Here is a 21,617-nt window from a genome sequence, read left to right as displayed (position 1 = left end):
GGCAGGTGTGTTCATTCAGGGTTCGTCCTGCCCCACGGGCGGGTCTATTTCGGTCAAGGGGAAACGCCCGTGAAGTTGTTTGCGAAGTTGTTCGGAAAGAGTGCCCGCGAGGACAGCAACAGCGCTGCCCGCCACCGCGCGCCGCGTCAGGGTGCCGAGGAGCAGGGCTCGGAGCGCCCGCTCTTCCGCGACGAGGTCCAGGGAGCCGCCGGCGGGTCCGGCGCGCCGTCCGTTGACCCTGGAGGTGCAGGGCGCATAGGTTTCGGTGAATCATCGACCTCGAACACGGGTGGAGGCTTCGGCTCTGCTCCGGAGGGCTCGTCCATGCCGGTTTGTACGAGGTGCGGGCATCGGAACGCCCAGGCCAGCCGTTTCTGTTCCAACTGCGGCGCGCCGCTGCGGGGCGGGGTGCCCGAGCGCGCCTCGGAGACGACCTCGACCATCTCCATCTCAGGTATCGAGGCGTACGAGGCCGAGGCGACGGGCCAGACGGCCGTTCCCTCGCTCTCCCCGGAGGCCCAGGCCGCCGTCGACGCCCTGCCGGCGGGGTCCGCACTGCTGGTGGTCCGTCGCGGCCCGAACTCCGGCAGCCGCTTCCTGCTGGACGGCGACCTGACGACGGCGGGCCGTCACCCGCAGAGCGACATCTTTCTCGACGACGTGACCGTGTCGCGGCGTCATGTGGAGTTCAACAGGAGCCCGGACGGTAGTTTCACCGTGGGCGACGTCGGCAGCCTGAACGGCACCTACGTCAATCGCGAGCGCATCGATTCCGTCGCGCTGACCAACGGCGACGAAGTCCAGATCGGGAAGTACCGGCTGGTCTTCTACGCCAGCCAGCGGGGCGTGTGACCCTCCCCCGGACTCCGTCCGGGGGGACCCCCAGGAAGGTCCATGCTGCGAACACCGACAGGCGGTGCCGGTCACGGCACCGCCGCCGCAGGCGAGCGCGCGATGAGCATCGGCACGGTGCTCCTGCAGCTGCGCGACGAGTTTCCTGAAGTCACCATCTCCAAGATCCGCTTCCTGGAGGCGGAAGGCCTGATCGACCCCCAGCGGACGCCGTCGGGCTACCGGAAGTTCAGCCCCGGCGACGTCGAGCGGCTGGCGCAGGTGCTGCGCATGCAGCGGGACCACTACCTCCCGCTCAAGGTCATCCGTGAGCACCTGGAAGCCCTGGCGCGCGGTGAGCAGGCGGCCCTGCCGTCGCCCGGCGGCCCGGGCGAGCCCGTGGACCCGCTCAGGGACCACCAGGACCCGGGGCGGGCCACCGCTGCCCGCATCGGACGCCCGGAGCTCCTGGCAGCCGCTGAGGCCACGGAGGAGCAGCTGGACGAGTGGGAGGCGTACGGGCTGATCGTGGCCGCCTCCGGTGGCAGCTACGACGCCGAGGCGGTGAACGTGGCGCGTCTGGTGGCGGACCTGGGCCGATTCGGTTTGGAAACTCGGCATCTGCGGGCCGTCAAAGCGGCCGCGGAGCGCGAGGCCGGCTTGGTCGAACAGGTCGTCGCGCCCCTGCGTCGGCACCGGAATCCGCAGACCAGGGCCCATGCCGAGGCCACGGCGAAGGAGCTGGCGGAGCTCTCGGTCAGGCTTCACGCGGCGCTCGTGATGACCGCGCTGAAGACCGGATCCCACTGAGCACGGAGGAGCCCGACTATCCAAACATGGCGGGCACGTCCTAGGGTTGCTGTGTGAACGAGCTCGACGTTGTGGGTGTCCGGGTGGAAATGCCCTCCAACCAACCGATCGTGCTCCTGCGTGAAGTGGGAGGCGACCGGTATCTCCCTATCTGGATCGGCCCTGGGGAAGCGACCGCGATCGCCTTCGCCCAGCAGGGCATGGCTCCGGCCAGGCCGCTGACCCATGATCTCTTCAAGGATGTGCTCGAGGCCGTGGGCCAGGAGCTCACCGAGGTCCGGATCACGGACCTCAAGGAAGGGGTCTTCTACGCGGAGCTGGTCTTTGCCAGTGGGGTCGAGGTGAGCGCCAGGCCGTCCGACGCCATAGCGCTCGCCCTGCGCACCGGTACGCCGATCTACGGCAGTGACGGTGTACTGGACGACGCCGGTATCGCCATCCCGGACGAGCAGGAGGACGAGGTGGAGAAGTTCCGCGAGTTCCTCGACCAGATCTCGCCGGAGGACTTCGGTACCAACAGCCAGTGACCGTCCTGACAACGGGGGCGTCAGCGCATCCGGCAAGCCTTTCCCGGAAATCAGTCACGGGAAACCACCCTCAGGGTGATTATCACTCGGCGTGCCGAGTGTGGCGATCGTTGACGCACCCCTGGTGACTGCCTACCTTCGAGGTGGCAGGTCTAGGACGGAGGTCGGCGTGAGAAGCAGCGGCGACGGTACGGCTGAGGGTGGGCCGTACCGGCAGCACGGGAGTGCAGCCGACCACTCCATCAGACAGCCGGTTCAGCCGGCGGTGGTGGCAGCGGACGGTGTGGCAGCAGGGGCAGGGGACATCGGCTATCGAGGGCCGACGGCGTGTGCGGCGGCCGGGATCACCTACCGACAGCTCGACTACTGGGCCCGTACGGGGCTGGTGGAGCCGAGCGTACGCCCGGCCTACGGGTCGGGGACCCAGCGTCTCTACAGTTTTCGGGACGTGGTCCTCCTCAAGATCGTCAAGCGGTTCCTGGACACGGGGGTCGCTCTCCAGAACATCCGCACCACCGTCCAGCACCTCAGGGCCCGCGGATTCACGGATCTCGAGCGGATGACCCTGATGAGCGACGGAGCGACGGTCTACGAGTGCTCCTCGCCCGACGAGGTCGTGAAGCTGCTCCAGGGGGGTCAGGGAGTCTTCGGCATCGCTGTGGGCGTCGTGTGGCGGGACGTCGACGCGGCGCTGTCCCAGCTCCACGGAGAGCGCGTCGACACCGGGGAGACCCTGATCGGCAACAACCCCGCCGACGAACTGGCGCGCCGGCGCAACCGCGCGGTCTGAGCCCCCGGGCGGTGCGGCGCGGGTGCCGGGCAGCGCGGTTGTCAGTGGCGTAGGGCAGCATCGGTCGGTGTGAGAGCCGCACCGACCATCCTGCATCTGGACATGGATGCCTTCTACGCCTCTGCGGAGCAGGCGGCGAAGCCCAGCCTGCGCGGCAAGCCGGTGGTCGTCGGTGGTCTCGGGATGCGCGGCGTGGTCGCCACCGCTTCGTACGAGGCGAGGCGTCTCGGCGTGCACTCGGCGATGCCCATGGCGCAGGCGAGGCGGCTCGCGCCCAACGCTGCGTATCTGGTCCCGCGTTTCGCGCTCTACCGGACGGTGAGCGACCAGGTGATGGAGCTGCTCGGGCGGCTGTCTCCGCTCGTCGAGCCACTCAGCCTGGACGAGGCCTTCGTCGATCTGGAGGCGGGCGGGGTCGCCGACGACTCGGCGTCCGCCCGTCTGGTCGGTGAGCAACTGCGCACCGTGATCCGGGGTGTCACCGGGCTGAGCGGTTCGGTGGGTCTGGCCGGCTCCAAGATGCTGGCCAAGATCGCCTCCGAGGAGGCGAAGCCCGACGGGCTGCTGCTGATCGAGCCCGGCACCGAGCGTGAGCTCCTGGCACCCATGTCCGTGCGCACCCTCCCGGGTGTGGGGCCCGCCACGGGCGACCATCTCCGGCGTGCCGGGATGACCGTCGTCAGCCACCTGGCGGAGGCCGGAGAGGCGGAGCTCGTGAGGCTGCTGGGCAAGGCGCACGGAGTGGCGCTCCACCGTATGGCGCGTGGCTACGACGATCGTCCCGTCGTCGCCGAGCGGGACGCCAAGTCGGTGTCGGTCGAGGACACCTTCGACGTCGACCTGCACGACCGGGTGCGCGTCAGGACGGAGGTGGAGCGCCTGGCGGACCGCTGTGTGCAGCGGCTGCGGAACGCGGGGCGGTCCGGGCGCACGGTCGTCCTCAAGGTGCGCCGCTACGACTTCTCGACCCTCACCAGGTCCGAGACGCTGCGTGGCCCCACAGATGACCCCACGGTGGTCAGGGAGGCGGCAGCGCGGCTCCTGGAGGCGGTGGACACGACCGGCGGGGTGCGGCTGCTCGGAGTCGGTGTCACCGGGCTGGCGGACTTCACGCAGGAGGATCTCTTCGCGCAGGCTGCCGACGCGGAGCACGCGGCCGAGGAGTCCGCGGCCGCCGACGCCGCCACCGACGGGCGGGGCGGGGCGCCGGACGAAGCGGCGGGAGCGGAGGCCCGGGGGAGCGGGGAACAGCCTGCCCTGCGGCGATGGCAGGCCGGACACGACGTACGGCACGACGTCCACGGCCACGGCTGGGTGCAGGGCAGCGGCGTCGGCCGTGTCACCGTGCGCTTCGAGGAACCGTGGACGCCCCCCGGCCGGGTGCGCACGTTCCTCGTCGGCGATCCGGCGCTGAGGCCCGCCGACCCCCTGCCACTGGTCCGGGACCCGGCGGACTACTCCTCGTGGCCGGCCAGCTTGCCGAAGTCCCTGTCGGGGCCTGTGCCGGCGGAGGAGGAGGACGAGTCGAGCCCGTAGTGGCGGTAGAGCTGCAGTTCCTGCTCGGGAGACAGGTGGCGGCCCACGCCGAAGTCGGGCGCGTCCTTGATCAGCGACCTGTCGAAGGGGATCAGCAGGGCACCGTCGACGAACTCGCTCGGCTCCAGAGGGACGAACGCGTCCCTGGTGAACAGGCCGGTGCGTACGGCGGCCCACTCGGGCACCCCGGTGGCATCGTCGAGATAGACCTCGTCCACCGTTCCGATCTTGGCACCTTGACGGTCGAAGGCCTTGCGGCCGATCAGGCTGCGCGGATCGATGTCGGTCTGCACGGCGCCTCCCACTGGTCACGACTCCATGAAGTGGTCGCGGCTGCTCCACAGGCACTACGAAAGGCCAGATCCGGGCCGTCGGCCACTCGAGACGGCCGGCGCCCACCCCGCTGGTAGGCTGGAACACGGCTGCTGACCCTGTGCGGGAGAGTTCTCCGGAGTGGTCCGGAGGCGCCGAAGGAGCAACTCCTCCCCGGAATCTCTCAGGCCCCTGTACCGCACGGACGAGGTCACTCTGGAAAGCAGGGCGGGATCCGTACGGCAGCGTGCCGCGACGGGCACCGCCCTCACCGACGGTGAAAACCGGTATGCCCTCGGCGTGCCGGTGAAGCTCTCAGGTCAGATGACAGAGGGGGAGGCCGTCCGGGCAGCCACGCCGTGGTGCCCCTCGCAGGTCGTGACAGACCAGGAGGCCTCCAACATGACCCCCCGTCGCACTCCGCTCTCCCAGCTGGAGCAGGGCATTCCGTTCGAGCACCGCCACATCGGGCCCGATGCCGGGGCTCAGGCGAAGATGCTCGCCCAGGTCGGCTACGGCTCCCTCGACGAGCTCACCGCGGCCGCCGTGCCCGACGTGATCAGGAGCGCCGAGGCGCTGAACCTCCCCGAGGCCCGCACCGAGGCAGAGGTCCTGGCCGAGCTGCGCAGCCTCGCCGACCGCAACCAGGTGCTCGCACCGATGATCGGGCTCGGCTACTACGGGACGTTCACCCCGCCGGTGATCCTGCGCAACGTCATGGAGAACCCCGCCTGGTACACCGCCTACACGCCGTACCAGCCGGAGATCTCCCAGGGGCGGCTCGAGGCCCTTCTCAACTTCCAGACGATGGTCGCCGACCTCACCGGACTGCCGACCTCGGGTGCCTCGCTGCTCGACGAGGGCACGGCCGCGGCCGAGGCGATGGCGCTGGCACGACGGGTCGGCAAGGTCAAGGGCGGCGTCTTCCTGGTCGACGCCGACACGCTGCCGCAGACCATCGCCGTGATCGGAACCCGCGCCGAGCCGACCGGTGTCGAGGTCGTCGTCGCCGACCTCAGCGAGGGCATCCCGGCGGAGGTCGCCGAACGCGGCGTCTTCGGCGTGCTGCTCCAGTACCCGGGTGCCTCCGGTGCCGTACGGGACATCAAGCCCGTCATCGAGCAGGCGCACGGACTGGGCGCGATCGTCTCCGTCGCCGCCGACCTGCTGGCCCTGACGCTGCTCACCTCGCCCGGCGAGCTGGGCGCGGACATCGCCGTGGGCACCACACAGCGCTTCGGTGTCCCGATGGGCTTCGGCGGACCGCACGCCGGCTTCATGGCCGTGCGCGAGAAGTTCGCCCGCAGCCTGCCCGGCCGCCTCGTCGGTGTCTCCGTCGACGCGGACGGCGACAAGGCCTACCGGCTGGCGCTGCAGACCCGTGAACAGCACATCCGCCGGGAGAAGGCCACCAGCAACATCTGTACCGCCCAGGTGCTGCTCGCCGTCATGGCCGGCATGTACGCGGTCTACCACGGGCCCGAGGGCCTGCGGACGATCGCGCGGCGCACCCACCGCTTCGCCGTGATCCTCGCCGAGGGGCTGCGGGCCGCCGGGGCCGAGGTCGTGCACGACGCCTACTTCGACACGCTCACCGTCCGGGTGCCCGGTGGGGCGGCGGACGTGGTCGCCGGCGCCCGTGAGCGCGGCGTGAACCTGCGCCTCGTCGACGCCGACCACGTCTCCGTCGCCTGCGACGAGACGACCACCCGTGCCCGGATCGCCGCCGTCTGGGCGGCCTTCGGCGCCGGTGGCGACATCGAGGCCCTGGACGCCGAGGCGGCCGAGGCGCTGCCCGACGGACTGCTGCGCACCGACGCCGTCCTCACGCACCCGGTGTTCCACCAGTACCGCTCCGAGACGGCGATGCTGCGCTACCTCCGTAAGCTCGCCGACCGCGACTACGCGCTGGACCGCGGCATGATCCCGCTGGGTTCCTGCACCATGAAGCTCAACGCGACGGCCGAGATGGAGTCGATCACCTGGCCCGAGTTCGGTGCGCTGCACCCCTTCGCGCCGGCCGAGCAGGCACAGGGCTTCCTCACCCTCATCCGTGAGCTGGAGGAGCGTCTCGCGGAGGTCACCGGTTACGACGCCGTCTCCATCCAGCCCAACGCGGGCTCGCAGGGCGAGTTCGCCGGGCTGCTCGCCGTCCGTGCGTACCACAGGGCCAACGGGGACCACGGGCGCACCGTCTGCCTGATCCCGTCCTCCGCGCACGGCACCAACGCCGCGAGCGCCGTCATGGCCGGTATGAAGGTCGTCGTGGTGAAGACCGCCGACGACGGCGAGGTCGACATAGAGGATCTTCGGGCCAAGATCGCGAAGCACCGTGACGAGCTCGCCGTCCTCATGATCACTTACCCCTCCACGCACGGTGTCTTCGAGGAACACGTCGCAGACATCTGCGGCGAGGTGCACGACGCCGGCGGCCAGGTGTACGTGGACGGCGCCAACCTCAACGCGCTGGTCGGTCTCGCCAAGCCGGGCCACTTCGGTGGCGACGTCTCCCACCTCAACCTGCACAAGACCTTCTGCATCCCGCACGGCGGCGGCGGCCCGGGCGTCGGTCCGGTCGGGGTGCGCGCCCACCTGGCGCCGTACCTCCCGAACCACCCCCTCCAGCCCGCGGCGGGCCCGGAGACCGGCGTCGGCCCGATCTCGGCCGCTCCGTGGGGCTCGGCGGGCATCCTGCCGATCTCGTGGGCGTACGTACGCCTCATGGGGGGTGAGGGGCTGAAGCGCGCGACGCAGGTCGCCGTACTCGCGGCCAATTACATCGCCAAGCGGCTCGAACCGCACTTCCCGGTCCTGTACAACGGCCCGGCCGGCCTGGTCGCGCACGAGTGCATCGTGGACCTGCGGCCGGTCTCCAAGGCGACCGGCGTCAGCATCGACGACATCGCCAAGCGGCTGATCGACTACGGCTTCCACTCACCGACCATGTCGTTCCCGGTGGCCGGGACCCTGATGATCGAGCCGACCGAGAGCGAGGACCTCGCCGAGATCGACCGGTTCTGCGACACGATGATCGCCATTCGCGGCGAGATCGACAAGGTCGCCTCCGGCGTGTGGAGCGCGGACGACAACCCGCTGCGCAACGCCCCGCACACGGCCGCGGCGCTCGGTGGCGAGTGGACCCACGGCTACACCCGCGAAGAGGCGGTCTTCCCGTCCGGCGTCACGCCCTCGGACAAGTACTGGCCGCCGGTGCGCCGGATCGACGGCGCGTTCGGTGACCGCAACCTGGTCTGCTCCTGCCCGCCGCTGGACGAGTACGACCAGTAGGCCGGGCGTACACGCGTCGGGGCCGGTGCGGAGACTCCTCCGGGCCGGCCCCCGTGCCCGCACCGGTCGCGGTCAGGCGGCCTTCATCACCCGGCCGCCCTTCAGCGGGCGGTGCGGGGCGATGATCTGCCCGTCCGGGAGCAGCTCACCGGTGTCCTCGAAGAGCAGGACGCCGTTGCACAGCAGGCTCCAGCCCTGCTCCGGGTGGTGCGCCGTCAGGCGTGCGGCTTCCCGGTCGTTGGAGTCGGCGGTCGGGCAGGGGGGCTGGTGCTGGCACATGGCTGGGTTCTTTCGCTGCGTCGAGTCGAATGTCCTGCGGTTGGACGGTGTGGTCGTGGCCGCCCCCGTATCAGGTCGGTCCGGTCCCAGTGTTGCCCTACGGACGTCTCTCCGCAGGGATTTCGCGGCAGCTGCTGTTCTCCTCCCATGACGCATCACCCGGCCGGACGGTTCAATCCAACTGCACTGTCCGTTCGGATGGTTCGGGGTGACCTGACCGGACTAGTCCGGACGGGCAACGGCGCGCCCCCGCCGGGCAGCAGCTCGGCGGGGGCGCGTGAGGAAGAACGGTCAGGCGGGCGACCCGAGGAGGCCGGGGACTTCGGGAAGGTCCGGAAGCGGTGCCGGGGCGACACGGAGTGTCATGACCGGAAGCAGGTCCGCGACCCGGTGCGGACGGTGGGCCGTGATGCCCGGAGGCGCGGGTGCCAGGGGCACGAGCACATCGCTCGGGGCGAGTGCGCCGCTGCCGGCGTCGGCGTCGACGTCGTGATGCAGCCACAGCGTGAACATGTACAGCTCAGGTACCGACAGCAGGCGCGGCTGGTACCGAGTCGTCGTCGACTCCGCCTGCCGTACGGCCAGTTCGGTGGAGACGATGTACGGGCCCTCGAAGAAGTGCGAGAAGGTCCAGCCGTCGGCGGTGAGCATCGTGTCCGCGGCGGCGACGACGCGCTCACCACTGCGGATCAGGAAACGCCAGCCGGCGAGGCGGGTGCGCGGCTCGGTCGCGTCCGGCACGATCCGGTCCAGTACATGGACGGGCAGCGGGAGTTCGGGACTCAGTGCTCCCTGGACGGAGCGGAGGGCGGGCGTGTGGGCCTCGCGGACTGCGGTAGGAGAACCGAGGGCCGCGAGAACGCTGCGCAGTGCGGGCGCTGGGGCCGGGGAAACATGCAGCGGCATAGTGGGTTGCCTCTCACTTGGAGACACGGTGATGCGTGGGCGGGTGCAGACGGCGCTGTCGGCGTGCGGGGCCAGAGGAAGGCCGGTGACGGGGCGGACGGGCCGATGCGTCAACTCTCTGCCTCGTTCGCAGAGTTTATACGACAAATGTTCACACTATGTTTCGGCTACCCGTCCCGCGTATTGCGCGCAAGGAGGATTCGAGCCTTTGAATTGCACGGTTCCTGTGGATTCGGGTCCTGCCCGGCCCCCGTCGCCAGGTACTTTCCCGATGCGGCGGTAGGCTGAAACCCATCGGTGTATCAGCCGTGCACCTCGACCGTGCGAACTGCATATGCCTCATGCCTTCGGAATGTGCCTCCGGCTTCAGCTCCCAGACTACTGGGTGTCCGTGGACCGCGGGGACGTTACGGATCATCTCGGCGGGGCATTATCGAACGTGATGCGAGCGGCCTGGGCCGCGGGCCGCCCACTCGAGGAGGGACCCTTCGATGGGTGAGAAGGTCGTGGCGGGCGCGTTCGCCCCGTCCGATCGGCAGGCGTACCGCGAGAAGCTCACCCAGTGCCTGACGGGGCTGGAGAGGCTCCTGTCGGAGCGGAGGTTCGAACGCCCCAGGAATCTGATGGGGCTGGAGATCGAGCTGAATCTCGCGGGTTCGGACGGCATGCCGAGGATGCGTAATGCGGAGGTGCTCCAACGCATCGCCAGCCGGGATTTCCAGACGGAACTGGGGATGTTCAACCTGGAAGTGAATATTCTTCCCCACCGGCTGAGCGGCCGGGTATTCGATCAGCTGGCCGAGGAGTTGCGCACGGGGCTCGCATATGCCCACAGGAAGGCGGCCGAGGTCGACGCCGGGATCGTGATGATCGGCATCCTTCCGACGCTGGGACGGGACGACGTGGTGTCGGCGAACCTGTCGGACGTCGACCGTTACACGCTCCTCAACGATCAAATGGCGGCCGAGCGCGGCGAGGAATTCGTCCTCGATATCGAAGGCGTCGAGCACCTGGTCTCGACCTCCGCGTCGATCGCCCCGGAATCCGCCTGCACATCGGTCCAGCTGCACCTGCAGGTGACGCCGGACCGCTTCGCGGACGTATGGAACGCGGCCCAGGCCGTCGCGTCCGTGCAGATCGCCCTCGGAGCCAACTCCCCCTTCCTGTTCGGCAAGGAGCTGTGGCGGGAGTCGAGGCCGCCGCTCTTCCAGCAGGCCACGGACGTACGGCCGCCCGAACTCCGGAATCAGGGCGTCCGCCCGAGGACCTGGTTCGGGGAGCGCTGGATCGGTTCCGCGTACGAGCTCTTCGAGGAGAACGTGCGTTTCTACCCGCCCCTGCTGCCGATCTGCGACGAGGAGGATCCGTTGAGGGTCCTCGACGAGGGCGGTGTGCCGTCACTGGCCGAACTCGTCCTGCACAACGGCACGGTCTACCGGTGGAACCGGCCGGTCTACGGACTGGCCGACGGCGTTCCCCATCTGAGGGTGGAGAACAGGGTCCTGCCCGCCGGACCCACGGTCGTCGACGTCATCGCCAACGCCGCCTTCTACTACGGACTGGTGCGCGCGCTCGCCGACGAGTCCCGGCCGGTGTGGACCAGGCTGCCCTTCGAGGCGGCAGCGGAGAACTTCGACGCCGCCTGCCGCCACGGGATCGACGCCGAGCTGCTCTGGCCGCGCCCCGGCCGATCCGGCGGCGTGGCGAAGGTCCGAGCCGTCGACCTCGTACGCGACGAACTGCTGCCGCTGGCGGCCGCCGGGCTCGACGCCTGGAACATCGAACCCGCCGACCGTGACCGCTACCTCGGCGTCATCGAGGAGCGCTGCCGGCTCCGCGTCAACGGCGCCTCCTGGCAGGTCGACACGTACCACCGCGCCTTGGAGGCCGGCCTCGAACGGGAGGGTGCGCTGGCGGCGACCACCCGCCGCTACGGAGAGCTGATGCAGGTGGGTGAGCCGGTGCACACCTGGCCCGTCGGCTTTCCCGCCCCCTGAGGAGACGGCCGCCCGGTGTCCCGCCGCCACGGCCCCGTCGGGCAAGCTATGACCACGCATGGCTGACGGCAGGTGTACAGGTGGAGGCGGGGCGCGTGGCTGAATCCATTCCTCACGAGGGGGTGTCCCGGCGGATCCTCCGGTCGGAGACGCTCCTCGTGCTGGCTCTCTCGCTCGGGGCCAGCGGGGTGTCCGCCCTCATCAGCTTCGTCGGGTCCCTGACCAAACCGGGCGGGCTCAAGGACCAGGCGGCGACGCTGAACGGCTCGTACGCGCCCGGTCGGCCGTGGCTGGACCTGGCCTGGCAGCTGTTCGGTATCGCCTCGGCCCTGGTGCCGGTGGCGCTGGTGGCCCACCTGCTCCTTCGGGAAGGTGCCGGCCTGCGGACCCTCGGACTCGACCGCACCAGGCCCTGGCCGGACCTGGGCCGGGGCACCATGGTCGCGGCGGGGATCGGCAGCGCGGGGCTGGCGTTCTACCTGGCCGCGCGGGCCGCGGGGTTCAACCTGACGGTGGTTCCGGAGTCGCTCCCCGATGTGTGGTGGAAGTTCCCCGTACTGATCCTCTCCGCGGTGCAGAACTCCCTCGTGGAAGAAGTCATCGTCGTCGGCTATCTGCTGCGGCGGCTGGGGCAGCTCGGGTGGACGCCGGTCGCCGCACTGACGGCGAGTTCCGTGCTGCGTGGCTCGTACCACCTGTACCAGGGGATCGGCGGGTTCATCGGGAACATGGTCATGGGCGTCGTCTTCGTGCTGCTGTACAGGCGCTGGGGGCGGATCGGGCCGCTGATCGTCGCGCACGCCCTGCTCGACATCGGAGCGTTCGTCGGATACGCGCTGCTCGCGGGGAAGGTGGGCTGGCTGCCCACCCCGTGAACGGGGCTGCCCATATTGTGAGCGGGGCTGCCCAACCCGTGAGCGCGCGGCCCGCTCCCGCCGGTCTCAGAACCCGGCCAGGAGCTCCCCGTCGATCACCGTGACGGCGCTGCCCGTCAGCAGTGTGCGTCCGCCGCGCAGCGAGATGCGGACCAGGCCCGACCGGGCCGAGGCCTGGAGCCCGACGAGGTCGTCGCGGCCCGATCTCGCCGACCAGAACGGCGCCAGGGCGGTGTGGGCGCTTCCGGTCACCGGGTCCTCGTCGATACCGACCCGGGGGAAGAAGCCGCGGGAGACGAATTCGTAGGCGCCCGTGGGGTCCTCGGCCGCCGCGGTGGCGATGACTCCCCGGCGGGAGCACGAGGCGAGTGATGCGAACTCCGGCCGCAGGGCGCGCACGGCAGCCTCGTCGGCCAGCTCCACCAGGAGGTCACCGACGTGCTCCCCCGTGTCGTGGACGGAGAGGGGCGATGCGCCCAGCGCCTCCGCCAGTCCGGGTGGGGCGGACACGGGTGTCAGCGGCGCTGTCGGGAAGTCCATCGTCAGAGTGCCGTCGGAGTTGGCGGTGGTGCACAGGACGCCGGAACGGGTGGCGAATCGCACCGTGCCGCTCGCGATCCCGGTGGTGTGCAGCACATGGGCGGTGGCGAGTGTCGCGTGGCCGCACAGATCGACCTCGGTGGCCGGGGTGAACCAGCGCAGCGCCCAGTCGGCGTCACCGCCCGGAGGCAGCGGATGGGCGAACGCCGTCTCGGAGAGGTTGACCTCGGACGCGACGAGCTGGAGGCGGTCCGTCTCGGGGAAGGTCGCGGAGTCCAGGACGACGACCCCGGCGGGGTTGCCGGAGAAGGGGCGGTCGGTGAACGCGTCGACGATGCGGATCTTCATGGAGCCGACCGTAGGCGGGACCGCCCCGAGCGGTCCAAGGCCAATCACGGATGTGCGGCCCCTCGCCGTGCGACTCCTGCGTGGGCAGCGCCGAGGTACGTACAAGCCGCCAGTTGTTGCTCTTGAGGTTCGGCCCGATGGTGCCCGTCACCCGCCTGCCGCGACACCCCGCATGATCGCCGCGGAGTTCGCCCGTTTCCTCGGACTCCCGGTCCTGAGAAGCTCCAACATCACCGACCTCACCGAAGCCGTGGTCGGTGTCTGCACCAAGGCCCGCACCGGTCTCGTCCTGGTCGATGAGATCCACAACATCTCCCTGCATACCCGCACGGGAGCCGAGGCGTCCGACACGCTGAAGTACTTCTCCGAGCGCATCCCCGCGACGTCTGCCTATGCCGGCATCGACAGTGAGGGCGGCGGCCATGAGGACGGCTGGACCCGACGTCGGTGCTCGCGCAAGTGTTGCCGGTTGTCCCGCAGCTGGACTGAGCAGCCGAGCGACCAGGTACAGTCCAGCCGATCATGACGGCCAGCCTGCCCGCAGGACGGTCTGACAGGCGGGGACCATGGTCGTGAACCAGCTGGCGGAGACACAGGGGTAGGGGAATCATGGTCGCGTTCCACGCGTCTGCGCTGGACGGAGTCGCTCGCAATCCGTCGCTGCCGACACCGCTGCTGCTGCGCCTGCTCGCCTTCGACGGGGGCGGTGACGGTCCGCCCCGTCATGCCCTTCAGCGGGCCGGACTTCCCGAGTCGGCCGTCGTGATGATCCTGGCCCACCCGAATCCGGGCGCCCGGACCGACTTCGCCATGAGCGCCAGGGCGGAGCCTGCACAGCGGGCCCGGCTCGCGGGCGATCCCTCTCTCAAGGTGCGGGCCGCTCTCGCGTACGGACCCGAGGTGTACGACCCGCGCACAGAGGTCGCACCGCTCTCGGACGCCGTGTGTGTCCGGCTGCTCGACGACCCCGCCCCTTCCGTCCGGACGGCCCTGCTGGACTCGCCCCATTTGGCACCGTCGTTCGTGGCTTCGATGGCTGCTCACCACAGCTCGGCAGCGCGCCGGGAAGCGGTGCGCGCATGGGAGATCCTGCCGCCGGGCGAGCGGTCGGCACTGCTGGCCGACCCTGATCCCGGAGTGCGGCGGGCCGCCGCACTCCGGGAGTGCCGACGGGACGCACGCGTCACCGCCGAACTCCTCCGCGATCCGAAGTCCGCCGCCGAGGCGCTGCGCCGAGGGCTCCTCCTCCGCGCCGACGCCGAGCGATGCGTCGCCGAGCAGACGCACCTGGCGGCTCTCGCTGAGAACCCGTCGTTGCCCGCCGACCTCGTGGAGCGTCTCGCCGTCGACCCCGACGAGACCGTACGGCTCGCGGTCTCCCTCAGGCCCGAGCTGGACGAGGCACGGCGCATGGCGATCGACTTCACGGTCGGGGACCTCGACAGGGGCGATGGCGTGCAGTGGGTACGAGACGGGCTGACCGACCCCGAGGTGCTGCGTCGAGCCGCGGTCTCCGCCCACCCGCTGCTCCGGCGCGCCGCTGCCCGGAGCCCTCACCTGCCGTCCGACCTGCTGTGCCTGCTCGCGCGCTTCGAGGACCCGATAGTGGAGAACCGCCTGGGCATTCACCACCCCGACACCCCGGAGGAGGTCCTGATGCGCGTGTACGCGAGGCTCGGCGGGACGTTCTCCGCCTGGATGGCGGAGACGCACCCTCGCTTTCCCCGCGAGGGCCTCGCCGCCCGCTACGCGGACCATCCGGACGGGAACTACCGCCGACTGGCCGTTCGGGATCCGGCCGCCACGCCCACGCTGATCGAACGGCTCAGCCATGACCCTGCCGTATGGACGCGTCAGGCGGCGGCCGGTGACCCGCGCCTCCCGCTCCACCGGCTCCGCGAGGCCCTCCACATACCCGAACTGGCCTCCAGCGCGGGCGCCAACCCGGCGCTCCCCGAAGACGAGATGGCCGCCGTCCTGAACCGGGCCGGCGTTCCCGCCTGACCGCCGAGCAGAACCGCCCGGCCCTGCGCCAATTCCCTACAGCTCGGCCGGGCAGTCGCAGGTATGACGGCCGTGATCGACGGACAGCCCCTGATCGGGCAGACGCGCAGCCAGGCAACGACAAACTGATCGTTTCAGAATGAGTTGAGCCGCTGGTCTTGTGCTGGTCGATCTTGGTCGGCAGGGTGTCCAGATGCGTGAACGGCTGATCACAGTCGTACTCGCTGACTTCACCGACCAGGACGTCTTCATGCAAGAGCTGCCACCGGGTCATCTGGTGCCCCCATCCCTCACTGTCCAGATGAGTCGGCCCTGTTCTCGCATAGCTACGGCGAGGGGACAAGTAGTTCAGTGTGATCTGAGGGCTTCTGGTTGAGTACGCGGCTCGGGGACCGCTCCGTTGTTCATGGCGGTGAGCAGCCTGCTGAAGGTGTTTCGCGTGGCCAACGGGCGGTCCGCAAGTGGGCCCTGCGGGTGTGTCAGCCCGAGGCGCCGCTGCGCCGGGCGTAGGCGCGGGCGGCACGGACACGGTCGCCGCAGCGAGTGGAGCACCAGTGGCGCCGTCCGTGGGTGCGCAGGAGGAACCGGTCGCAGGGGGTCGATCCGCAGGCGGCGAGGATATCGGCGTCGGGACCGGTGAGCAGGTCGGCGGCGTCGGCGGCGAGGGTCGCCAGTGCGTGGTTGACGGCCTGGTCGGTGGGGTGCGCCTGGACGCGGCGCATCCCCTGGGCCCCGTCCCAGGCGAGGAGGGGTGCGGTGGGCACGGCCGTGAGGGCCTCGTTCACCGCGCGCAGGGACTCCTCGGGCGGGGTGGTGGTGTCGACGCGGGCGGCGAACAGGGCGCGGATGTGGTCGCGCAGCGTGCGCATCCGCTGTGCGCACACCTCGTACAGCTGCACGTTTGGGGTGGTCAGGTCGTGGGCGGCGAGCCAGCGCATGGCGGATCCCGGGGCGGCGAGCAGGTCGTAGCTCTGGCCGGCGGGCAGGGTGGCGGCGGTGTCGGCGAAGTCGAGGGAGCGGTACCGGTCGGCACCCGGTGCCGGGGGCAGAGCGGTCGGTGCCACGTCGGCGGCCAGGGTGTCGTCCATAACTCTCATGGTAGCGCTTGCATTTTTCCGTGATGCCCGCCTAGCCTGGTATCACGTTAACCGCAGGTTTTTTTCGTGAGAAACGGAGAAGTGATGTCCCAGCTCAGCGCCAACCAGTTCCCGGTCCGCACGTTCGGCGGTCCGACCGCCCTGTTCGAGTACGGCGGCCTGCGCTTCCTGACCGACCCGACCTTCGACGGCCCCGGCGACTACCCCGCGCCCGGTGGCCCGACCCTGACCAAGACAGCGCCCTCCACCGCTACGCCCGCCGATGTCGGCCCCGTCGACGTGGTCCTGCTCTCCCACGACGAGCACGCCGACAACCTCGACACCTCCGGCCGGGCCCTGCTCGCCGACGTCCCCCTCACCCTCACCACCCCCGGCGGCGGCAAGCGCCTCGGGGCGAAGGCCAAGGGCCTGGCCGACTGGGAGTCGACCGCGTTGGAGCGCCCGGGCGGCGGCACCGTCACCGTGACCGGAGTTCCCGCCATCCACGGCCCCGGCGCGCGTGAGGAGATCGAACCCTTCACCGGCCAGGTCGTCGGCTTCGTCCTGACGGGCGAGGGCCTGCCGACGGTCTACGTCAGCGGCGACAACGCCTCGCTCGACGCGGTCAGAGAGATCGCCGACCGCTTCGCCCCGATCGACACCGCCCTCCTGTTCGCCGGAGCGCCCCGCTTCCCCATGCTCTTCGACGGCCGACCGGTCGTCCTGGACAGCGCCCAGGCGGCCGAAGCCACCCGGATTCTTGACGCCCGCCGTGTCGTCCCGGTCCACCACGACAGCTGGGCCCACTTCACCGAGGGCCGCGACGAGCTGGAGGCAGCCTTCGCCGCCGCGGGCCTGACCGACCGCCTGGACCAGGACTGGGCGCAGCGCGCCTGAGCCCGGACCGCCACTCAGGAACCGAGGCCTCGTCCCAGGGGCCGGGGCTTCCCACACGCCGAGCCCCGGCCCTGGGAACACCCCCTCGCGGCGTCCCTGCGCCGCGCCAGAACGACAGAGAAGGACCCGATCACATGTCCACCGGAACCGACGCCGGCCTCGTGCACCGCTTCTACCAGGTCCTTCAGCAGGGCGACTGCGACACCCTCACCGGCATGTTCCGGCCCGGCGCCACAGGGTTCATCGATGCGGAGAAGAAGCACGTCGACGCCTTTTCCGACATCCGCCTGACGGTTCTCGACACCGTCGCCGAAGCCGACAAGGTCGGCGCCTACGTCGTGGTCGAAGGAGACCAGGGCGGCGACTACTACGACATCCCCCCACGCGGAGCACACGTACGCTTTTCCATGTTCAACCTGTTCACGTTCAAGGACGGGAAGATCATCGAGAAGCGGGCCCACTACAACCTGGCCGACATCAAGGACCAGCTCACGGCCGGCTCCGCCGCCTGACGACACGGGCCTCGACAGGGCCACGCCCTGCGCTCCTCCACCGCCGCAGACCGAAGGCGCGCGCCTGGAGCGAAACGCTCCGACTGCCCACACCGAGAACCGCGGCGTCACCTTCTGGCCGATGCCGCATCGCCCTGCGGGCTGCGCGGGCCGGGGCACCGCCCTGGCCGTAACAAGCACCAAGGCAATCACACAGCGCTCATGTCCGTTCGCCGCAGCTATTGCGAGAACAGGGCCGAGTCTGCGTCATCGCAGCGCGCAATTCTCTGGCCAAGCGTCTCATTCTGAAACGATCAGTAAAACGGTCAGCGTGCACTGGCATGGACAACCGTGTGGTCACTCGTTTTTGACACAAACCAGCTTTGATCAACCCTCCCTGGCAATCGATCAACGATCGCTGTCACAGGCCGCCGGCCGCGTCCTCAGTCGGCGGGAGGCTTGTCAGGCGATACGTTCCGATATATCGTCGAAGTGTCGCGACAGTACGAAGAAGGGTCGCGTAAGGACGAGGACGAGAGGAGCGCGGTCATGCGTTCACATGGAGACGACCACGGATGCGGCCCCGGGCGCCGAGGCCCCGGCAGGGGGGACTTCGAAGGCGGCCGCGCCGCGTTCGGCCCGTTCGGACCGCCCTTCGGCGGCGGGCCCTTCGGTGGCGGACGCGGCCGGGGCGGCGGCCGGGGGAGGGCCAGGCGCGGTGACGTACGCGCCTCGATCCTCGCGCTGCTCAAGGACCGCTCGATGCACGGTTACGAGATGATCCAGGAGATCGGCGAGCGCAGCGGAGGGGCCTGGAAGCCCAGCCCCGGCTCCGTGTACCCCACTCTCCAGATGCTGGAGGACGAGGGACTGATCACCAACGCCAGCGAGGGCGGGAAGAAGCTGTTCACCCTCACGGACCTGGGCCGCAGTGAGGCCGAGTCCGGCCCCGACGCCCCCTGGGAGGAGGCGGGGCGCGGTGTCGACTGGGAGGGCGTGAACGAGATCCGGCAGGCCGGCTTCGGTCTGATGGAGGCGTTCGGCCAGGTCTGGAAGACCGGCTCGGCCGACCAGCGGAAGAAGGCCCTCACGGTGATCAACGACGCCCGCAAGAAGCTGTACCTGATCCTCGCCGACGAGCACTGAGTCGTGCGAGACGCGCAGGTGGGGAAGGGCCCTCTCGTGGGGCCCTTCCCCGTTGCGCCACGCTGCCCGTGACCGCGAGTCCTCATCCGCGAGGATCGCGACCTCATCCGCAGGGATGAGGAGCCTCGCCGCTGTCCCAGCCTTTCGCGGGATGGCGGATGGGCCGAGCCGGGGATGTGTCCGCTCCCCGGGACTGATGGGGTGGAGACGTGCATATCCGGACGCCGGGGATCCCCGAACAAGCCCCGCCGACCCACCCGTGGGCCGGTGACGGGCTGAGCGACGCCATGGCCGCCGTGGTGACCGGTGCGCGCAGGCGGGCCGTGCGCGACGGTGACCGCCACATCGACACGGCTCATCTCCTGCACTCCCTGGTCGAGTCCGATCCCGCTGTCCGGGAGGTCTTCGACGGCGGGCCGCAGCTCGCCAGGGTGCTCGGATACCTCGTGCAGCGCAGCATCGGGTACGGCCTCCGCTGGCAGGGGACGCGGGAGGACTCGGGCGGGTTCCCCGCCGTAAGGGTGCCCTCGGGTGACGGGTGGTCCGCCACGGCGGCGGCCGCACTGGACCGTGCCGGCCGCGGCGCGCTGCTGCGCGGGGAGCTCCACGCCGATGGACTCGATCTCCTGGCGGCGCTGGTCGCGGATCCGCGCAGCCGTGCGGTCGAGGTCCTGGAGCGGGCCGGGGTCGCGGTGGAGTCGCTCGGTGCCCGTGCGTCGGACAGGGCGGCCCGGGAGTCTCCGCAGAGGTGATCATGAACACGGCATGGACAGGTGCGACAGGGGTGACGCTGATGACGCCTGCTGCCATGATGTGCCGATGCACGCGTCTCAGGCGAGAAGCGCCGGTCTGGGCCTGGCCCTTGCCTCGGCCTTCGCATTCGGTGGTTCAGGAGTCGCGGCCAAGCCGCTGATCGAGGCGGGGCTCGACCCGCTGCACGTGGTGTGGCTGAGGGTGGCCGGCGCCGCCCTCGTCATGCTGCCGGTCGCCTGGCGGCACCGGCGTCTCGTGCGGGAGCGGCCCGTTCTGCTGGCCGGCTTCGGCCTGTTCGCCGTGGCCGGGGTGCAGGCCTTCTACTTCGCCTCGCTCTCGCGCATCCCGGTCGGCGTCGCACTCCTCGTCGAGTACCTGGCACCCGCACTCGTCCTCGGCTGGGTGCGCTTCGTGCAGCGTCGGCCCGTCACCCGCGCCGCCGCGGCCGGTGTGGTGCTGGCGGTCGGCGGACTCGCCTGTGTCGTCGAGGTATGGGCCGGTCTTGGCTTCGACGCGATCGGGCTGCTGCTCGCCCTCGGCGCCGCGTGCTGCCAGGTGGGCTACTTCGTCCTGTCGGACCAGGGCGCCGGACACGGGGACACGGCGGACACCGAACCCCCGCACCCCGTAGGTGTGATCGCGTACGGACTGCTCGTCGGCACGGTCGTGCTCACGGTCGTGGCCCGGCCCTGGGGTATGGACTGGTCGGTGCTCGGCGGCAGGGTGGACATGGGAGGGCACGGCGTCTCCGCGTGGCTGCTGCTCGGCTGGATCGTGCTGCTCGCGACCGTGCTCGCGTACGTCACCGGTGTCGTGTCGGTACGGCTGCTCTCGCCCCAGGTCGCGGGCGTCGTCGCCTGCCTCGAAGCGGTCATCGCGACCGTGCTCGCCTGGGTCCTGCTCGGCGAGCACCTCTCCGCGCCGCAGCTCGTGGGCGGCGGGGTGGTGCTGATCGGCGCCTTCATCGCGCAGTCGTCCGCGCCCAGGCCACCGTCGGGTCCGGTGGCATCGGGGCCGGGTGTGACGGCCGCGGTGGCTGCGGAGGCGCACGCGGCCGCTGCCGGGAGCGAGTTGTCCCGGCCTCAGCCCCCGCCGTAGGGTGTCGGCCATGCCGCAGACCGTACTGCCGCCTCCTGTCGCCTAGCGCGAGGCGGCCACTCCGGACGAAGACCGGGCTCGGGTACGCCCCGAGCGGTTCGTCGCTGCCCGCGCGGAGCCGAGCGAGCGACCACCCCCTTCTTCCGGAGAGTCACGTGTCCCACCCTGTCACCGGTCTGCCCGTCGGGCGGAGCCTGGTTTATCTCGTCGTTGCCGGCATTGCCTGGGGTACGGCGGGCGCTGCCGCATCCCTGCTGTTCCGGATCAGCGATCTCGGGCCTCTGGCCCTGTCGTTCTGGCGCTGTGCCGGCGGTCTCGTCCTGCTGGCAGGTGCGCTGGCGCTGCGTCCCGGCCGCCCGCGCACCTCCCACGAGCCGCGCCGCAGACGGCTGCTGCGCATCCTGGGGACCGGCATCGGTCTCACCGTCTTCCAGAGCGCGTACTTCGCGGCGGTCGAGGCAACCGGGCTCGCGGTGGGGACCGTGGTGACGCTGGGCGCGGGGCCCGTCCTCATCGCGGTCGGCGCGCGGCTGACCATGGGGGAGCGGCTCGGCGGGGGCGGGCTCGCCGCGGTGGCCGGAGCGCTCACCGGTCTCGCCGTGCTGGTGCTCGGTGGCGAACCTGCCGAAGTCCGGCCCGTGGGGCTGCTGCTGGCGGTTCTGTCCGCTGCGGGTTATGCGGCGATCACGCTGCTGACCCGGTATCTCGGCAGGGACGGCGAGGCGGGCGACTCCCTCGCCACCAGCGCGTGGGCCTTCGGTATCGGAGCTGTGGGGCTGCTGCCCATGGCGGCTGCCGAAGGCCTCGTGCCGCACACCGCCGAGACGGGTCAGGTGCTGCTGCTGCTCGTCTATGTGGCGGCGGTGCCGACCGCACTCGCGTACGCGCTCTACTTCGCGGGTGCCGCGGCGGTCCGCTCGGCGACCGTGTCCGTGATCATGCTGCTCGAGCCGGTGAGCGCCGCGGTCATCGCGGTGACCGTGCTGCGGGAACGGCTCACCGCGGCCACGGTCGTCGGCACCCTGATCCTGCTCACCGCCGTGGCGGGACTGGCCCTCGCCGAGACGCGCGGTGCCGCCGCGGCCCGCCGCCGGGCAGCCGTGGAGGCCTGAC

The 21,617-nt window shown here is 70.5% G+C and carries 20 protein-coding genes, 1 pseudogene and 1 riboswitch; of the genes and pseudogenes, 16 read left to right on the top strand and 5 right to left on the bottom strand.

All coding sequences use genetic code 11. The annotated features are described in order from the left end of the window. The first annotated feature begins 69 nt into the window (after window positions 1-69). The 5 genes from ABZ441_RS13940 (at window position 70) to ABZ441_RS13920 (ending at window position 4,494) form a co-directional block, all read left to right on the top strand. Window positions 70-852, top strand: coding sequence for an FHA domain-containing protein (locus ABZ441_RS13940; RefSeq protein ID WP_358972424.1), 783 nt, complete (start codon window positions 70-72; stop codon window positions 850-852). Between the two features lie 42 nt (window positions 853-894). Then, window positions 895-1,641, top strand: a complete 747-nt coding sequence (locus tag ABZ441_RS13935) for a MerR family transcriptional regulator (protein ID WP_358972421.1) — start codon at window positions 895-897, stop codon at window positions 1,639-1,641. 53 nt (window positions 1,642-1,694) lie between these two features. Then, entirely contained in the window at window positions 1,695-2,168 is a 474-nt protein-coding gene (locus ABZ441_RS13930; RefSeq protein WP_358676454.1) for a bifunctional nuclease family protein, read from the top strand. Between the two features lie 169 nt (window positions 2,169-2,337). Continuing rightward, window positions 2,338-2,958, top strand: coding sequence for a MerR family transcriptional regulator (locus tag ABZ441_RS13925; RefSeq protein ID WP_205023170.1), 621 nt, complete (start codon window positions 2,338-2,340; stop codon window positions 2,956-2,958). Window positions 2,959-3,027: 69 nt separating this feature from the next. Continuing rightward, window positions 3,028-4,494, top strand: a complete 1,467-nt coding sequence (locus ABZ441_RS13920; RefSeq protein ID WP_358972417.1) for a DNA polymerase IV — start codon at window positions 3,028-3,030, stop codon at window positions 4,492-4,494. Here ABZ441_RS13920 and ABZ441_RS13915 read toward each other — a convergent pair. Beyond that, entirely contained in the window at window positions 4,413-4,787 is a 375-nt protein-coding gene (locus ABZ441_RS13915; protein WP_358972414.1) for a PRC-barrel domain-containing protein, read from the bottom strand. The two genes, ABZ441_RS13920 and ABZ441_RS13915, sit on opposite strands and share 82 nt — an antisense overlap. Window positions 4,788-4,920: 133 nt before the next feature. Beyond that, window positions 4,921-5,016, top strand: a riboswitch (glycine riboswitch). Between the two features lie 192 nt (window positions 5,017-5,208). Between ABZ441_RS13915 and gcvP the strand changes: the two genes are divergently transcribed. Beyond that, complete coding sequence (gcvP, locus tag ABZ441_RS13910) at window positions 5,209-8,094, top strand: aminomethyl-transferring glycine dehydrogenase (protein WP_358972411.1); 2,886 nt, start codon at window positions 5,209-5,211, stop codon at window positions 8,092-8,094. Window positions 8,095-8,166: 72 nt separating this feature from the next. On the opposite strand, the gene ABZ441_RS13905 is transcribed toward gcvP, so the two are convergent. Both ABZ441_RS13905 and ABZ441_RS13900 read right to left on the bottom strand, forming a co-directional pair. Continuing rightward, entirely contained in the window at window positions 8,167-8,373 is a 207-nt protein-coding gene (locus ABZ441_RS13905) for a DUF5999 family protein (protein ID WP_205023174.1), read from the bottom strand. Between the two features lie 291 nt (window positions 8,374-8,664). Beyond that, window positions 8,665-9,279 (bottom strand): hypothetical protein, encoded by a 615-nt coding sequence (locus ABZ441_RS13900; RefSeq protein WP_358972407.1) that lies wholly within the window; start codon window positions 9,277-9,279, stop codon window positions 8,665-8,667. A 491-nt stretch (window positions 9,280-9,770) separates the two neighbouring features. On the opposite strand from ABZ441_RS13900, the gene ABZ441_RS13895 reads away from it, so the two are divergent. Together ABZ441_RS13895 and ABZ441_RS13890 are read left to right on the top strand one after the other, a co-directional pair. Then, window positions 9,771-11,276 carry a glutamate-cysteine ligase family protein gene (locus ABZ441_RS13895; RefSeq protein WP_358972404.1) on the top strand — a complete coding sequence of 502 codons (1,506 nt, stop codon included), beginning with the start codon at window positions 9,771-9,773 and terminating at the stop codon, window positions 11,274-11,276. 95 nt (window positions 11,277-11,371) lie between these two features. Beyond that, the gene (locus ABZ441_RS13890; RefSeq protein WP_358972401.1) at window positions 11,372-12,151 is read left to right on the top strand and encodes a type II CAAX endopeptidase family protein; all 780 of its coding nucleotides are present in this window, start codon (window positions 11,372-11,374) and stop codon (window positions 12,149-12,151) included. A 66-nt stretch (window positions 12,152-12,217) separates the two neighbouring features. Here ABZ441_RS13890 and ABZ441_RS13885 read toward each other — a convergent pair whose 3' ends face one another. Next, window positions 12,218-13,039: a PhzF family phenazine biosynthesis protein gene (locus tag ABZ441_RS13885; protein WP_358972398.1), complete on the bottom strand. Its 822-nt coding sequence runs from the start codon at window positions 13,037-13,039 to the stop codon at window positions 12,218-12,220. Between the two features lie 151 nt (window positions 13,040-13,190). On the opposite strand from ABZ441_RS13885, the pseudogene ABZ441_RS13880 reads away from it, so the two are divergent. Next, a pseudogene (locus ABZ441_RS13880) lies at window positions 13,191-13,445 on the top strand (ATP/GTP-binding protein); the annotation flags it as partial. A 203-nt stretch (window positions 13,446-13,648) separates the two neighbouring features. Further along, a complete protein-coding gene (locus ABZ441_RS13875; RefSeq protein ID WP_358972395.1) occupies window positions 13,649-15,043 on the top strand; it encodes a Mucin-2 in 1,395 nt (464 codons plus the stop codon). A gap of 479 nt (window positions 15,044-15,522) precedes the next feature. Here the strand turns inward: ABZ441_RS13875 and ABZ441_RS13870 are convergent, their stop codons facing one another. After that, window positions 15,523-16,131 carry an ABATE domain-containing protein gene (locus ABZ441_RS13870; protein WP_358972392.1) on the bottom strand — a complete coding sequence of 203 codons (609 nt, stop codon included), beginning with the start codon at window positions 16,129-16,131 and terminating at the stop codon, window positions 15,523-15,525. A gap of 93 nt (window positions 16,132-16,224) precedes the next feature. On the opposite strand from ABZ441_RS13870, the gene ABZ441_RS13865 reads away from it, so the two are divergent. From ABZ441_RS13865 to ABZ441_RS13840, 6 genes are all read left to right on the top strand, one after another. Beyond that, window positions 16,225-17,016, top strand: a complete 792-nt coding sequence (locus ABZ441_RS13865) for an MBL fold metallo-hydrolase (RefSeq protein WP_358972390.1) — start codon at window positions 16,225-16,227, stop codon at window positions 17,014-17,016. Window positions 17,017-17,150: 134 nt separating this feature from the next. Beyond that, the gene (locus ABZ441_RS13860; protein WP_358972387.1) at window positions 17,151-17,528 is read left to right on the top strand and encodes an ester cyclase; all 378 of its coding nucleotides are present in this window, start codon (window positions 17,151-17,153) and stop codon (window positions 17,526-17,528) included. Between the two features lie 528 nt (window positions 17,529-18,056). Then, window positions 18,057-18,653: a PadR family transcriptional regulator gene (locus ABZ441_RS13855; protein WP_358972384.1), complete on the top strand. Its 597-nt coding sequence runs from the start codon at window positions 18,057-18,059 to the stop codon at window positions 18,651-18,653. Window positions 18,654-18,883: 230 nt separating this feature from the next. Further along, entirely contained in the window at window positions 18,884-19,405 is a 522-nt protein-coding gene (locus tag ABZ441_RS13850) for a Clp protease N-terminal domain-containing protein (protein ID WP_358972455.1), read from the top strand. A 67-nt stretch (window positions 19,406-19,472) separates the two neighbouring features. Then, window positions 19,473-20,504 carry a DMT family transporter gene (locus tag ABZ441_RS13845; RefSeq protein WP_358972381.1) on the top strand — a complete coding sequence of 344 codons (1,032 nt, stop codon included), beginning with the start codon at window positions 19,473-19,475 and terminating at the stop codon, window positions 20,502-20,504. Between the two features lie 155 nt (window positions 20,505-20,659). After that, entirely contained in the window at window positions 20,660-21,616 is a 957-nt protein-coding gene (locus ABZ441_RS13840; RefSeq protein ID WP_358972378.1) for a DMT family transporter, read from the top strand. Window position 21,617: the final 1 nt, after the last annotated feature.

The organism is Streptomyces sp. NPDC005752, assembly GCF_040630715.1.
Classification (GTDB): domain Bacteria; phylum Actinomycetota; class Actinomycetes; order Streptomycetales; family Streptomycetaceae; genus Streptomyces.
Note: the sequence above shows the minus strand (reverse complement) of the source record. Positions and strands in the feature narration are given on the sequence as shown.

Bases quoted from the DNA above. Each gene is read 5' to 3' on its own strand.
- ABZ441_RS13935 (WP_358972421.1), top strand. From the start codon at position 895: ATGCTGCGAACACCGACAGGCGGTGCCGGTCACGGCACCGCCGCCGCA.
- gcvP (WP_358972411.1), top strand. From the start codon at position 5,209: ATGACCCCCCGTCGCACTCCGCTCTCCCAGCTGGAGCAGGGCATTCCG.
- ABZ441_RS13905 (WP_205023174.1), bottom strand. From the start codon at position 8,373: ATGTGCCAGCACCAGCCCCCCTGCCCGACCGCCGACTCCAACGACCGG.
- ABZ441_RS13900 (WP_358972407.1), bottom strand. From the start codon at position 9,279: ATGCCGCTGCATGTTTCCCCGGCCCCAGCGCCCGCACTGCGCAGCGTT.
- ABZ441_RS13895 (WP_358972404.1), top strand. From the start codon at position 9,771: ATGGGTGAGAAGGTCGTGGCGGGCGCGTTCGCCCCGTCCGATCGGCAG.
- ABZ441_RS13885 (WP_358972398.1), bottom strand. From the start codon at position 13,039: ATGAAGATCCGCATCGTCGACGCGTTCACCGACCGCCCCTTCTCCGGC.
- ABZ441_RS13875 (WP_358972395.1), top strand. From the start codon at position 13,649: ATGGTCGCGTTCCACGCGTCTGCGCTGGACGGAGTCGCTCGCAATCCG.
- ABZ441_RS13870 (WP_358972392.1), bottom strand. From the start codon at position 16,131: ATGGACGACACCCTGGCCGCCGACGTGGCACCGACCGCTCTGCCCCCG.
- ABZ441_RS13865 (WP_358972390.1), top strand. From the start codon at position 16,225: ATGTCCCAGCTCAGCGCCAACCAGTTCCCGGTCCGCACGTTCGGCGGT.
- ABZ441_RS13860 (WP_358972387.1), top strand. From the start codon at position 17,151: ATGTCCACCGGAACCGACGCCGGCCTCGTGCACCGCTTCTACCAGGTC.
- ABZ441_RS13855 (WP_358972384.1), top strand. From the start codon at position 18,057: ATGCGTTCACATGGAGACGACCACGGATGCGGCCCCGGGCGCCGAGGC.
- ABZ441_RS13845 (WP_358972381.1), top strand. From the start codon at position 19,473: ATGCACGCGTCTCAGGCGAGAAGCGCCGGTCTGGGCCTGGCCCTTGCC.